This is a genomic window from Thioalkalivibrio sulfidiphilus (genome assembly GCF_000377945.1).
Taxonomy (GTDB): Bacteria; Pseudomonadota; Gammaproteobacteria; order Ectothiorhodospirales; family Ectothiorhodospiraceae; genus Thioalkalivibrio_A; species Thioalkalivibrio_A sulfidiphilus_A.
The window spans coordinates 84,447-97,992 of sequence record NZ_KB898931.1 but is presented as its reverse complement, the minus strand read 5'-3'; the positions used below and the strand labels follow the sequence as shown (position 1 = coordinate 97,992).

The window sequence follows — 13,546 nt, the reverse complement described above, 5'->3', positions numbered from 1 at the left end:
AGTGGATCAAGCAACACCTGCGCATCAAGAAGTTCCTGGGGACCTCAGAGAATGCGGTCAAGACACAAATCTGGAGCGCCGTGTCGGTCTATGTGTTGGTGGCCATTGTCAAGAAACGATTGGACCCGCAGGTTTCTCTCTACACTTTGCTACAGATTTTCTCGATCACGCTGTTCGAGAAAATGCCGTTAAATGCGGCATTCTTGGATGCAAACTACAGCTGCGATGACCCTGAGTCTCGTAACCGATTGAATCTGTTCGATTCTTAACCGGACACTAGTGAGTGTCCCCTTTGAATTTTGAATCTTGAATCTTGAATTCTGAATCACGCATCCCTCTGCCGCTCCATCTCCCAGAGCTTCAGGATGCGCTCCAGCATGGGGCCGCTGTCGCGATAATCCACCGCAATGGGATGCGGCCCCGTGCGGGTCTCGAGCACCAGGCTCGGAAAGCTTTCCACGTCCAGGGAACGCGCGAGGGCGATCTCGGCCTCCAGTGCCTCCTGCACGTCCGGCGCCTTGAGATCCCGGGCGAAGCGCGCCGCATCCAGGCCCAGCTCAGCGGCGAGCCCGATCAGGGTCTCGTCATCGGAGGGGTTGAGCGCGCGGGTGTAATAGGCGACCTGGATGGCGCGGGTCATGGCCCGGTCGTACTGGGCACCCTGGCGCCGGGCGGCGATCACGGCCCGGCAGGCGGGATAGGTGGCGCGCCGGGGCCGGCAACGGGTCCAGAAGTCGAAGTTGAACTCGGTGCCGGGTATGCGACGCTGGATCTGCCGCCAGGCATCCTGAATGTAGCCGCGCATGGCCTCGGGCATGGGCTCGTGGGTGTCCGGCGCCAAGCCACCCAGCAGGCGCCGCACGGGCAGATCAGCGGGCAGGCGCGACTCCAGCTCCGCCAGCACCGGGGCAAAGCCCCAGCACCAGCTGCACATGGGATCGTGGACATAGTAGAGCGTGACGCCGGTGCTCATGGGGACAGCTCATGTCCGCAGCCCCGGTAGATGGCTTCGTCCAGCCGCAGCTCGGCCCGGGTGGGAAAGGCCTCGCCGCTCATCACGTCCGTGCAGGCCTCGCGCAGGATGTGCAGGCTCACCGCCACATCGCCGGCTTCTCCCACATAGCCCGCGTCACCCTCCAGGCGACGGGCGCGGGGGATCTCCAGGCGCCGCTGTCCGTAATCCATCACCAGGGTCATGGCCGGCGCCTCGCCGAGCCCCACTTCCACTACCCAGCCGGGCTCCTGCCCCACGGCGCGGTAGACCACGCCCCGGTCCCGGGCCGCCACCCAGGGGGAGCGGGCCTCGGTGGATTCGCAGTTCACCCAGGCGCCGCCCTGAAGGCGCAGCAGGGCCTCGGTCGGACCCTTGCTCCAGAAACCGTTGCCGTCGGCATCCTCGTAGCGGGCGCCGGAGGCGGACACCACCGCATCGAGCACCAGGTCCCGCTCGGGCAGGCGCAACTGCATGCGATGCTCGCCCAGGCGGGTCTCCACCCGCTGCTCGGCACACTGGTAGCGAGTGTCCTGGTGTGGCGACCGCTGACAGGCGGAGAGCCCGGCGAGCAGCACCAGGATCAGCACAACAGACGGGACCCGATTCATCGACGCACCCTCACGCAGTTGTTGACCATGTCAGGTAGACTCAGACTTTGCCATAAAGCTCACCACCAGGAGGAATCCGCGATGCCACGATATGCCCTGACCCTGATGCTCGCGAGCACCCTGCTGCTGGCCTTTCATACCGGCCATGCCCAACCGCCGCCGGTACAGCTGGGCAACGGCGCCGACGGCCCCCGGGGCAAGCCGGTGGAGCAGGCGCCGGGGCGACAGCGTGAATCCACCCCGCAGCGCGATGACCGCATCGACGCCCGTGATCCCCGACAGCGGACCGAACAGGAACGGGGGCGGGACTACGATCGCTACCGCTTCAGGCCCGAGGAAAGCGAGGCCGTGCGCACGTGGTATCAGAACCATCCCCGCCCCCGGCCCGGCGTGGCCGAGGGACAGCGGGAATTGCCCCCGGGCCTTCAGCGCAGGATGGAACGTCGCGGTGACCTGCCCCCGGGCTGGCAGCGCAAGGTGGAGGCCGGGCAGGTACTCAGCCAGGAACAGGTTCGCCATGGCCGCCGTCCCTCGGACGATCTCCTGAGCCGCCTGCCCGAGCAACCCGAAGGCACCATCCTGATGGAGACCGAGGACCAGGTGATCCGGGTACTGGAGTCCACCGGCGAGGTCCTGGACGTGCTCGGTGTCGGCGGGATCCTGCGTCGCAGGGAAGCCCAATAGGCATCGTTGGAGCAGCTAGCCCGCATATCTCACCGGTCGGACACCGGCTGGCGTGCAACAGCTGGCGTGCAACAGGTTGACACATCGGTCAAATATGTCGAAATGGTTGCCGACCTCGGCATGACAGACTGTTCCCGCCGGAGTCCTATCGCGGTTCAGGCTCGTCTTCGCGCCCGTAGGCTTGCTCTTCACTCAACCCATAGCTACGGCTATGGGTTTCGCTCCAGAGCGGCGCCTACAGACACGAATCCTTCGCCTGCTCCCGCGATCCCGGTGAGATATGCGGGCTAGCCCTGCGGGTCGTCGTGCGAACGCGCACGGCCCGCGCACAGGACCTGGAAAACCTCGGAACGGCTCGCTTCCCGGCCCGAGGGCAGGCTGCCGGATACATCCGTGAGCCAGGCGGCCAGGTCCGCGTGGGTCTGGGCCGCGCCCGTGTAGCGGGTCAGCATGTGATAGCCCTCGGGATAGAAGGCCATGCGCCAGGGGACTGAATCCTGCTCGGGCAGGCGTTCCAGCATGGCGCACACCGGCCGCGCCGGGATCACCTGGTCATTGCCCCCGTAGAGAATCAGGGCCGGCCCCGGCAGATGGGCGCTGGCCTCCAGGGCCTGGCCCATGAGTTCGGTGAGACCGTGAACGGTGTCCACCCGTGCCCGCTTGAGCACCAGCGGGTCCCGGCTCAGGGCCCGGGCCACCTCGATGTCGTCGGTGGGGCGGATGCCCAGGTCATGGACCGTGTCCCCGGACAGGTGCATGCCGGGGGCGATGCGCAGCATCACCCACAGGCCGAGACGCTGGTACCAGGGCATGGTCTCCCGCGCCCAGACCGCCGGTGCGATCAGCACCGCCCCGTCCACCTGGGGCGGTTCATCCGCCCCCAGGGTGGCCAGTACCACGGCGCCACCCATGCTCTTGCCCACCAGGAAGACGGGCAGCCCCGGATGACGCTCGCGCAGCCAGCCCGTCAGGGTGCGCACGTCCGCGATCATGGCCGCCTGCCCGGCCCAGATCCCGGGCCTGGAGGTGGCCCCGAAGCCCCGCTGGTCCGGCGCGTAGATCGTGAAGCCCGCCTCCGTGAGCGGCGCGCTCAGGGCCTCGAACGAGGCACCGTGATCGCCGAAGCCATGCAGCGCCAGCACCACGCCTCGGGGTTCGCCCTCCGGGGCCCAGTGATGCAGGGGCAGACGATAGCCGTCCGGGGTGATGACGTACGAGGGGTACAGGCCGGGATGCTCGGCGGACGGTGGGGCCGGCGCGACCCGGCCGCCACAGCCGGCGGCAAGCAGCAGGACCCAGAGGGACAGGACGGCGGCGCGCTTCATGGCGACTGGTCCAGCCTCAGAGGCCCGGGGGCAGGATGTTCAGCGGCTCGATCTTGGGCAGGGGCGGGGGACGGCCGCCGGACTCATCGGTCAACCAGACCAGCATGTCGTAATAGCTGCGGATGTTCTGCACGTAGATCACCGGCTCCCAGCCCCGGGCGTAACCGAAACGGGTGCGCCGGTACCAGTTTTCCTGGGCCAGCAGGGGCAGGTGCGCCATCACGTCCATCCAGCGGTCCGGGTTGCGTCCCTGCCCCACGGTGATGCGCCGGGCGTCCTCCAGGTGTCCCAGACCCACGTTGTAGGCCGCCAGGGCCAGCCAGGTGCGATCCGGCTCGGGAATTCGGTCAGGGATGCGGGAATGCATGTGCCTGAAGTACTCCGCGCCTCCCATCACGCTCTCCCGGGGATCCATGCGGTTGCTCACGCCGAGCTGCGCGGCGGTGTTCTGGGTCAGCATCATCATGCCGCGCACCCCGGTGGGTGAGACCGCCCGGGGATTCCAGTGCGACTCCTGGTAACTGATGGCCGCCAGCAGGCGCCAGTCCATGCCATGGAGTTCTGCAGCCTCCTTGAACAGGTCCAGGTACTCGGAGAGCCGCTCGTCCACCTGCTGAACGAAGGTGACCGTGCCCACATAGTCCAGCACATCCACATGACCGAAATGCCTTTCCAGCAGCTGCTCCAGCCAGCCGTTCTCCCGGATCTCCTCGAAGAAGGCCAGCACCTGCTCGTAGAGGCTGTCATCCCGCACCCGGGGCAGGGCCCAGGCCAGGGCCCGGGGTTCGGAGATATCGAAGGCCGCGCGCAGTTCGGGATAGAAGCGCTGCAGGGAGGCCAGTTCCACCGAGTCCGCCACCGCCAGCTCGAGCCCCCCGCGCCAGACCTCCCGCAGCAGGCCCTTGATGTCACCGTGGCCGGTCTCCTGCCAGTCGAGTTCCGGGAATTCGGACTTAAGCTCGCTCAGTCGGCTCGCATGGGTGGTGCCCGGGAGCACTCCCAAGGTCTGGCCGTTGAGGTCCGCCAGGGACCGGGGGCGTGACTCCCTGCCCATGCGATACACCAGCTGCTCGGTGACCTCCTTGTAGGCCGGGCCGAAGCGGACCTGCTGGCGACGCTCTTCGGTCACCGTGATCCCCGCCGCCGCCAGGTCCACCCGCCCCCGTTCCACCATGGGCAGGATCTCCTCGAAGCGATCCGGCACCACCACCCTCAGGCGCACGCCCAGACGCTCGGCAAAGGCCTGGGCAAGCTCGTACTCAAAGCCCGTCACCCCATCCGGACCGGAAAAATAGGTGGTCGGCCCCACCCGCATGGCCACCACCAGCTCACCCCGGTCCAGCACCCGGTCCAGGGCGCTGCGGGGGTTGTTGAAGGCAAACAGCAGCGTGATGGCCACCAGGATCAGGAATCCCAGCAGTTCCAGGCGCTGCATGTCCGTCAATTGTCGGCGGTAGAGTTTCAACTGGGGTCTGCGGGGCTATAAGTGGGCCGGCGTTTGAACTTATAATACGCAATTGCCTGCCGTGGCCGGTTGTTTTTGGACCGGCATCCCGCTTGAGAGTTTCCTGGCCGGGCTGATGCCCCTGGAAGACTCCGGCGCGGCCGAGCTGGGCGGTCTCGACGGGTCGGCAGGACAGCCGATCCGTACGGCCGCAGGCCGCCCGAAGGGCGAGCGCCAGGGAAGGCGCGAGTACAAACCGTTGTACACGGTCCGTGGCGCGCCTCAACGGCGCGTCGCGGGCCGCGGCTAGAAGAAGCAATCGACCTGGAGAGGTGCCGGAGTGGTCGAACGGGGCGGTCTCGAAAACCGTTGTACTCGCAAGAGTACCGTGGGTTCGAATCCCACCCTCTCCGCCAATTTAAGAAACAGAACCCGTGGTTGGCCAACAGCCAGTCTCCGGGAGAACGCGGATCGGGATTCGAACCCCGCCCCGTACATAACTACAACCAGAGGGACACCACCGGATCGGTGGTCATGATCCGGGGCCCCATCTGAAACAACCACCGCGTGAGCTTGAGCCCGATCCGCCGGATACCCTGTTCCCGGCGCGGTGCTCCGCGTGTTCAATAGTGGGCGTGACAGCGAGACTGTCGCGCAGGTGATACCGGCAGGCTGATGATCAAACTTCGAACCTACGTCTACATGGATTCCCTCCAGCCCCAGCTGGCGGAATACATGGCCACCGTGTCCCAGGGATTCCTGCCGGTCCCCGGGGATGCCTGCCTGTGGGTAGAGGTCTCCCCGGGTATGGCGGTTCATCGGCTCACCGACATCGCCCTCAAGGCCACCCGGGTGCACCTGGCCCAGCAGGTGATCGAGCGCGAATACGGCTCCATGGTGATCCATTACCGGGACCAGAGCGACGTGCAGGAGGCCGGCCGGGTGCTGCTCTCGCGCATGGGCGCCGACTGGCACGAGCGCCAGGCGCCGCGCATCACCTGGCAGGAGATCATCCGCGGCATGACGCCGGATCACACGGTGCTCATCAACCGGCAGAACCGTCGCGGCTCCATGATCCTGCCGGACCAGAGCATGTTCATCCTGGAGGTGGAGCCCGCCGGCTACATCATCTACGCCGCCAACCAGGCAGAGAAGGCCGCCAACATCACCATCATCGACGTGAAGGCGGTGGGCGCCTTCGGCCGCCTGACCCTGGCGGGCCGGGAGGCCGACGTGGACGAAGCGGCCGCCGCGGCCCTGGCTGCCCTGGAAAGACCCGCGGGCACCTGAACCATGCATCGCCAGCAACTGCTCAGCCTGTTGGCGTTGCACCGCACCCCCTTCATCGAGGAGGCGGCCTTCGTCCGGCGTGCCTACGACTTCGTCTCCCGTCACCCGGACTGCTTCCAGCGCGACATCCCGACCCACGTCACCGGTTCCACATGGGTGGTCAACCCGGGCCGCGACCGGGTGCTGCTCATGCACCACCGCAAGCTCAACCAGTGGTTCCAGCCCGGCGGACATGCGGACGGCGATCACGACATCCTGCAGGTGGCCCTCAAGGAGGCCCACGAAGAGACCGGCCTGGGCTACGAACATCTGCGCCTGATGGCCGATGACGTGTTCGACGTGGATATCCACATCACCGAACCCACCACCGAGGATGCCAGCCACGAGCACATCGACATCCGCTTCCTGGTGGAGATCGACGATCGCCTGCCCGTGCCCGGCAACGAGGAGTCCCACCAGGTCATCTGGGTCCCCCTGACCGCCGTCTCCCGCTACAACAACAGCCGCTCCACCTGGCGCATGGTGGAGAAGACCCGGCGCATGCGCGCCGCCCTGCCCCGGTGAACCCGGCCGGCGAACCAGCGCAACGATCCCCTGCCGGGGCCCGGTACTTGAGCCCCGACGACTAGCCCGCATATCTCACCACCGTTCGTAGCGAGGGCGTCGAGATGCCGCTGTGACGGGGCGCGCGGAACGGAAGACGGCGCCGGCGTAGCCGACACTACGTCAAGCCGGCTGAAGTGAGCACGCCCCGTCACAGCGAGCAGATCGGCGGCCGCAGTAGAAGGGTGGTGAGATATGCGGGCTAGGGTAAGATGACCGCAGTGCACCCATCGCACGGACGGTCAGAAGCCTTGCCACACACACGCGCCACACCCTATCTCGCCGCCGCGTTCACCCTGGTCATCATCCTGATGCTGGTGGTGGCCGTCCTGGGCTGGATCCGGGTGGAGGCGCTGCATAGCCAGATGGATCACCTCACCCAGCGTCATGCAGAAAAGCTGGACCGCATGCACCGGATGCGCAGCATCGTGCGGGAACGCTTCATTCGCATGAGCCTGATCGTGAGCACCGATGACCCGTTCCTGCGCGATGAATACGCCCAGGAGTTCGGCGCCCTGGCGCGGGAGTTCATGGCCGCCCGGGCGGACGTGGAACGCCTGACCACGGAGCCCACGGAGGTCGCCCTGCTGGAGGAACTACGTCGGCTCAACGCCCTGGGCACACCCATCATGGTCAGCGTCGTGGAGGCAGGGCTGGAGGATCAGCAGGAACTCGCCCTGTCCGTGCTGCTCGATCAATCACTACCCAAACAGGAACGGGTCATGGCGCACATAGACCTGATCCTTGACACCTTCCAGCAGGCCTACCAACAGGCGCTGGATGAACTGGCGCAGGCCCGGGAGCAGACCCGGCGCACCTTCCTGCTCACGGCCATGGTGGCCACGCTGCTCATCTTCATCATTGCCCTGAACGTCACGGGCCGCATCCAGCGCCAGCAGGAGGATCTGCTCTCCCAAGTCGAAGTACGCCGCCGGGCCGAGGCCCTGCTGCGCGAGACCCAGGAGGGCCTGGAACGCACCGTTGCCGAACGCACGGCAGCACTCCTGGAGACCACCGCCCGCCTGGAGGATGCCCAACGCATCGCGGGGCTTGGGCACTGGGACTGGGATATCGAACACGGCCGGCTGCACTGGTCGGACAGCATCTACCAGTTGTTCGGGATCGAACGCAGCGGCCACCCGGCCTCCTACGAACTGTTCCTGGAGCACGTGCACCCCGACGACCGGGAGGCCTTGCAGCAGGCGGTCAAACGCGCCCTTGCGGACGATGCACCGTACCGGGTCGACCACCGCATCGTGCGCCCCGACGGGGAGGTCCGCCACGTGCGCGAAGAGGCTGAGGTCACCCGGGACGAGCAAGGACGGCCCGTGCGCATGTTGGGCACCGTGCGGGACATCACCGCGGACCAGGCCGTGCAGCAGCAACTCTGGCACCTGGCCCACCACGACCCGCTGTCCGCCCTGCCCAACCGCAACCTGTTCCGGGCACACCTGGATAAGGCCCTGGAGCGGGCCAGCCGCTCGGGTAAGAAAGCGGCGGTGATGCTCTGTGACCTGGACGGCTTCAAGGCCATCAACGACCGTTACGGCCATGCGGCCGGAGACCAGGTGATCATCCATACCGCCCGACGCCTGAAAGAATCCATTCGGCGCAGCGACGTGGCCGCCCGCCTGGCGGGGGACGAATTCGTGGTGCTGCTGGAAGATCTTGGCGAGCCTGACGAAGCGCAACAGGTCGCCGGGAAACTCGTTGAGGCGATCAGCCAGCCCATCGCCCTCGCCAGCGGAGAAGTGGCCGTGGGTGTCAGCATCGGCATCGCCGTGTACCCCGATCATGGCGAGACCAGCGAGACACTGATGGCCGGCGCGGATGCAGCCATGTACGCCGCCAAGGCCGCCGGCAAGGGCAGCATCCGTTTGGCGGGAGACTGAGGCCTAGACGCGACGCGACCCGGCCCTGACCGTGCAGAGCTACTGAGTACGGCTCTGCCGCCGGGCCCGGAAGAAGGCCCGCAACTGCTCGGCGCAGTCCTCGGCCAGCACGCCCCCCGTGACCTCGATGCGATGGTTGTGACTGGGATGCCCGAGCAGGTCCAGGGCGCCGCCGACGGCGCCGGTCTTGGGATCGGCGGCACCGTACACCAGGCGCGCCACCCGGGCATGGATCATGGCCCCCACGCACATGGGACAAGGCTCCAGGGTCACATAGAGCGTGGTCCCGGGCAGACGGTAGTTGCCCACCCGGGCCGCCGCCGCGCGCAGCGCCGCGATCTCCGCATGGGCGGTGGGATCGTGGGCGGCGATGGGGCCGTTGCAGCCCTCCCCCAGCAATTCGCCGTCGCGCACCAGTACGGCACCCACGGGCACCTCGCCGGCCGCCTCGGCCCGGGCCGCCAGTTCCAGGGCATGGCGCATCCAGTGCTGGTCTTCGTCACTGGGTTTGGACAGTTTGTCGGTCAAGGCGCGCTCCCCGCTCCGGGTCGGCAAAGGCTTGTGTCATACTACGCCCCATTCCACATATAACGGGCTTGTTCGGGCGTGAGCAACGGGAAAGATAGCAAAGAAATCGTTGATGACTTCGTGGGGAAGCTCAAGGCCGACCTGCAGAACAACGGCATTCAGATCCCGACCCTGCCCGACCTCTCCCTCCAGGCCCTGTTCACCATCAACCGGGACGACAGCTCCATCGATGATGTCACCGCCGTGGTGGCCCGCGACACGGCCATGGCCACCCGCCTGGTGCGCTATGCCAACAGCCCCGCCTACCGGGGGCTGACCCGCTGTGCCACCATCAAGTCCGCCATCACTCGCCTGGGCCTGCAGAAGACCAAGAACATCCTCCTGACCATGTCCATGAAGGAGGTGTTCAAGACCGGTCACCGCAGCATCAAGGAGCGCATGGAACGGCTCTGGGAACACAGCATGGAGGTGGCGGCGCTCAGCATGCTCATCTCCCTGCGCCACCGGCACCTGGACGGCGAGGTAGCCCTGCTGGCGGGCCTGGTGCACGACATCGGCGTGATCCCCATCCTCAACAAGGCCAAGGATGTGGACGAGATCGTTCAGAACGACGAGCAGCTCGGCATGATTATCGCCTCACTGCACGGCGCGGTGGGCAAGGCGGTGCTCAAGGCCTGGAACTTCGAACCGGACCTGATCGCGGTGGTCGCGGAACACGAAAACCTCAAGCGCGACCCGGGCGACGACGTGCCGGTGGACTACGTGGACGTGGTTCAGGCCGCCAACGTCGAGAGCTACCAGGCCACCCGCCACCGCCTGGGCCGCATCAACCGCCTGCACATCCCCGCCTACCGCCGCCTCGGCTACACCGCCGAGGACCCCGACCTGCATTGGGACCAGAGCATGAAGGGGATGGAACTGGTGAGCAGAATATTCCTGTGAGCGCGAAGCGCTCACAGGGCAGAGACAAGAGGCAAGATACAGGAGACAGGAAAAAGCCGTTCACTTGTCTCTTGTATCTTGCCTCTTGTCTCTAGCGCCCTTATTCCCACTCGATCGTCGCCGGCGGCTTGCCTGAGATGTCGTAGGTGACCCGGGAGATCCCGTTCACCTCGTTGATGATGCGCCGGGACACGGTGTCCAGGAACTCGTAGGGCAGGTGTGCCCAGCGGGCGGTCATGAAGTCGATGGTCTCCACGGCGCGCAGGGACACCACGTAGTCGTATTTCCGCCCGTCGCCCATCACGCCCACGGACTTGACCGGCAGGAACACCACGAAGGCCTGGGAGACCTGGTCGTAGAGATCCGCCTTGCGCAGCTCCTCGATGAAGATGTGGTCGGCCTTGCGCAGCAGGTCGGCGTATTCCTTCTTCACCTCGCCGAGGATGCGCACGCCGAGGCCCGGGCCCGGGAACGGGTGGCGGTAGACCATCTCGCTGGGCAGACCCAGCTCCACGCCGATCTTGCGCACCTCGTCCTTGAACAGTTCCCGCAGCGGCTCTACCAGGCCCATCTTCATGTGCTCGGGCAGGCCGCCCACGTTGTGGTGGGACTTGATCACGTGGGCCTTGCCGGTCTTGGAACCGGCGGACTCGATCACGTCCGGGTAGATGGTGCCCTGGGCCAGCCACTTGGCATTGCTGAGCTTGCCGGCCTCCTCGTCGAACACCTCCACGAACAGGCCGCCGATGATCTTGCGCTTGGCCTCCGGGTCGGTGATACCGGCCAGTGCTTTCAGGAAACGCGCCTCGGCGTCCACACGAATGACCTTCACGCCCATGTGCCTGGCGAAGGTGGCCATCACCTGGTCACCCTCGTGCAGGCGCAGCAGGCCGGTGTCCACGAACACGCAGGTGAGCTGATCGCCGATGGCCTTGTGCAGCAGCGCGCCCACCACCGAGGAGTCCACGCCACCCGAGAGGCCCAGGATCACCTGGTCCTCCCCCACCTGCTCACGCACCCGGGTGATCATGTCGTCGATGATGTTCTCGGCGGTCCACAGACTTTCGCAACCGCAGATCTCGTGCACGAAGCGCGACAGGATGCGCATACCCTGGCGGGTGTGGGTGACCTCGGGATGGAACTGCACGCCATAAAAGCGCCGCGCCTCGTCGGCCATGCCGGCGATGGGCGCGGAGTCCGTGGAGGCCATGAGCTTGAAGCCTTCCGGCATCTCGGTGACCCGGTCGCCGTGGGACATCCACACGTCCAGCAGGCCGTAGCCCTCCGGCGTGGTGTGATCCTCGATGTCCTTGAGCAGGCGGGTGTGGCCACGGGCGCGTACCTGGGCGTAGCCGAATTCCCGGTGATCAGAGCTTTCCACCCGGCCGCCCAGCTGGGCCGCCATGGTCTGCATGCCGTAGCAGATGCCCAGCACCGGCACACCCAGTTCGAACACCAGCTCGTGGGCCCGGGGCGGGTTGTCCATGTTCACCGACTCAGGACCGCCGGAGAGGATGATGCCGCTGGGCGCGAACGCGCGCAGGGCCTCCGGGTTCATGTCCCAGGGATGGATCTCGGAATAGACCCCGCACTCACGCACCCGGCGCGCGATCAGCTGGGTGTACTGGGAACCGAAGTCGAGGATCAGGATGCGGTGGGAATGGATGTTCATGGACAAGTGGCTAGTCTCAAGTGGCTAGTGGCAAGGGAAGGACAAGAGCAAGGTTTCCTTGCCACTAGCCACTAGCCACTTGCCACTGCCGGATGGACGTCAGTCCATCCGGTAATTGGGTGCTTCCTTGGTGATGGTCACATCATGCACGTGGCTCTCGCGCATGCCGGCGCTGGTCACGCGCACGAAGCCGGGCTTGCTGCGCATCTCTTCGATGGTGGCGCAGCCCACGTAGCCCATGGAGGAACGCAGGCCACCCAGCAGCTGGTGGATGATGGCCACGATGGTGCCCTTGTAGGGCACGCGACCCTCGATGCCCTCGGGCACGAACTTCTCCACTACGCTTTCGCTGTCCTGAAAGTAGCGGTCCGAGGAGCCCTGCTGCATGGCACCCAGGGAGCCCATGCCCCGGTATGACTTGTAGGAACGACCCTGGTAGAGCTCCACCTCGCCGGGCGCCTCCTCGGTGCCGGCGAACAGGCCGCCCATCATGACGGAATGGGCGCCGGCGGCCATGGCCTTGGCCAGGTCGCCGGAGAAGCGGATGCCGCCATCGGCCACCAGGGGCACGTCGGTGTTGCGCAGGGCCTCGCGCACATTGGCAATTGCCGTGATCTGGGGCACGCCCACGCCGGCCACGATGCGAGTGGTGCAGATGGAGCCGGGGCCGATGCCCACCTTCACGCCGTCGGCGCCCGCGGCCACCAGGGCCTGGGCGGCCTCGGCAGTGGCGATGTTGCCGCCGATCACCTGCAGGTCGGGATAGTGTTTCTTAACCCAGGACACCCGGTCCAGCACGCCCTGGGAATGACCGTGGGCGGTGTCCACCACCACCACGTCCACACCGGCCTCCACCAGGGCGGCGATGCGCTCGTCGGTGCCGGCGCCCACGCCCACGGCGGCGCCCACCCGCAGGCGGCCTCGCTCGTCCTTGCAGGCCAGGGGGAAGTCGGTGGACTTCTGGATGTCTTTGACGGTGATCATGCCGCGCAGGTGGAACTGGTCGTTGATCACCAGCACCTTCTCGATGCGGTGCTTGTGCAGCAGGTGCTGCACCTCTTCCTTCTCGGCCCCCTCGCGCACCGTCACCAGGCGCTCCTTCGGCGTCATGATCTCGGACACCGGGGCGTCCATGCGGGTCTCGAAGCGCAGGTCGCGGCTGGTGACGATGCCCACCAGGTCGACGCCGTCCACCACCGGCACGCCGGAGATGTTGTGGGCACGGGTGATGGCCAGCACCTCGCGGATGCTGGTGTCGGGGGTCACGGTCACGGGATCGCTGATCACCCCGCTTTCGTACTTCTTGACCAAGCGCACCTGCTGAGCCTGGGCCTCGATGCTCATGTTCTTGTGAATGATGCCGATGCCGCCTTCCTGGGCCATGGCGATGGCCAGGCGGCCCTCGGTCACGGTGTCCATGGCGGCGGACAACAGCGGGATGTTGAGGGTGATGCCCCGTGTCAGACGCGTGGTGAGGTCCACATCCTTGGGCAGCACCGTGGAATGGGCGGGCAGCAGCAGGACGTCGTCGAAGGTGAGGGCTTCCTGTACGATGCGCATAACC

12 protein-coding genes, 1 tRNA gene and 1 pseudogene are annotated in these 13,546 nt (G+C 66.3%); 7 read left to right on the top strand and 7 right to left on the bottom strand.

Annotated elements, in window-relative coordinates:
• Positions 1-269, top strand: a pseudogene (locus D580_RS0106300) (IS4 family transposase); the annotation flags it as partial.
• Between the two features lie 56 nt (positions 270-325).
• On the opposite strand, the gene D580_RS0106295 reads toward D580_RS0106300, so the two are convergent.
• Both D580_RS0106295 and D580_RS0106290 read right to left on the bottom strand, forming a co-directional pair.
• Positions 326-973, bottom strand: coding sequence for a DsbA family protein (locus D580_RS0106295; protein WP_018953577.1), 648 nt, complete (start codon positions 971-973; stop codon positions 326-328).
• A complete protein-coding gene (locus tag D580_RS0106290; RefSeq protein WP_038043263.1) occupies positions 970-1,602 on the bottom strand; it encodes an MliC family protein in 633 nt (210 codons plus the stop codon). Before D580_RS0106290 ends, D580_RS0106295 begins: the two co-directional genes overlap by 4 nt.
• Before the next feature lie 81 nt (positions 1,603-1,683).
• Here D580_RS0106290 and D580_RS0106285 point away from each other — a divergent pair, with 81 nt between their 5' ends.
• Positions 1,684-2,286 carry a hypothetical protein gene (locus D580_RS0106285; protein WP_018953575.1) on the top strand — a complete coding sequence of 201 codons (603 nt, stop codon included), beginning with the start codon at positions 1,684-1,686 and terminating at the stop codon, positions 2,284-2,286.
• A gap of 287 nt (positions 2,287-2,573) precedes the next feature.
• On the opposite strand, the gene D580_RS15245 is transcribed toward D580_RS0106285, so the two are convergent.
• Together D580_RS15245 and mltF are read right to left on the bottom strand one after the other, a co-directional pair.
• Positions 2,574-3,611, bottom strand: a complete 1,038-nt coding sequence (locus D580_RS15245) for an alpha/beta hydrolase (protein ID WP_018953574.1) — start codon at positions 3,609-3,611, stop codon at positions 2,574-2,576.
• 16 nt (positions 3,612-3,627) lie between these two features.
• Positions 3,628-5,076 carry a membrane-bound lytic murein transglycosylase MltF gene (mltF, locus tag D580_RS0106275; protein WP_026289763.1) on the bottom strand — a complete coding sequence of 483 codons (1,449 nt, stop codon included), beginning with the start codon at positions 5,074-5,076 and terminating at the stop codon, positions 3,628-3,630.
• Positions 5,077-5,381: 305 nt separating this feature from the next.
• Between mltF and D580_RS0106265 the strand changes: the two genes are divergently transcribed.
• The 4 genes from D580_RS0106265 (at position 5,382) to D580_RS0106250 (ending at position 8,840) form a co-directional block, all read left to right on the top strand.
• Positions 5,382-5,471 (top strand) — tRNA-Ser (locus D580_RS0106265).
• Between the two features lie 259 nt (positions 5,472-5,730).
• Positions 5,731-6,345 carry a BMC domain-containing protein gene (locus D580_RS0106260; RefSeq protein WP_012637619.1) on the top strand — a complete coding sequence of 205 codons (615 nt, stop codon included), beginning with the start codon at positions 5,731-5,733 and terminating at the stop codon, positions 6,343-6,345.
• Positions 6,346-6,348: 3 nt separating this feature from the next.
• Positions 6,349-6,909: an NUDIX hydrolase gene (locus tag D580_RS0106255; RefSeq protein ID WP_018953571.1), complete on the top strand. Its 561-nt coding sequence runs from the start codon at positions 6,349-6,351 to the stop codon at positions 6,907-6,909.
• A 290-nt stretch (positions 6,910-7,199) separates the two neighbouring features.
• Positions 7,200-8,840, top strand: a complete 1,641-nt coding sequence (locus tag D580_RS0106250) for a diguanylate cyclase domain-containing protein (RefSeq protein WP_018953570.1) — start codon at positions 7,200-7,202, stop codon at positions 8,838-8,840.
• 39 nt (positions 8,841-8,879) lie between these two features.
• On the opposite strand, the gene tadA is transcribed toward D580_RS0106250, so the two are convergent.
• Entirely contained in the window at positions 8,880-9,368 is a 489-nt protein-coding gene (tadA, locus tag D580_RS0106245) for a tRNA adenosine(34) deaminase TadA (RefSeq protein WP_018953569.1), read from the bottom strand.
• 120 nt (positions 9,369-9,488) lie between these two features.
• Between tadA and D580_RS0106240 the strand changes: the two genes are divergently transcribed.
• On the top strand, positions 9,489-10,310 hold the full coding sequence (locus tag D580_RS0106240; protein ID WP_018953568.1) for an HDOD domain-containing protein: 822 nt from the start codon (positions 9,489-9,491) through the stop codon (positions 10,308-10,310).
• Between the two features lie 100 nt (positions 10,311-10,410).
• Here the strand turns inward: D580_RS0106240 and guaA are convergent, their stop codons facing one another.
• Together guaA and guaB are read right to left on the bottom strand one after the other, a co-directional pair.
• Positions 10,411-11,982, bottom strand: a complete 1,572-nt coding sequence (gene guaA, locus D580_RS0106235; RefSeq protein WP_018953567.1) for a glutamine-hydrolyzing GMP synthase — start codon at positions 11,980-11,982, stop codon at positions 10,411-10,413.
• A gap of 99 nt (positions 11,983-12,081) precedes the next feature.
• The gene (gene guaB / locus D580_RS0106230) at positions 12,082-13,542 is read right to left on the bottom strand and encodes an IMP dehydrogenase (protein WP_018953566.1); all 1,461 of its coding nucleotides are present in this window, start codon (positions 13,540-13,542) and stop codon (positions 12,082-12,084) included.
• Positions 13,543-13,546: the final 4 nt, after the last annotated feature.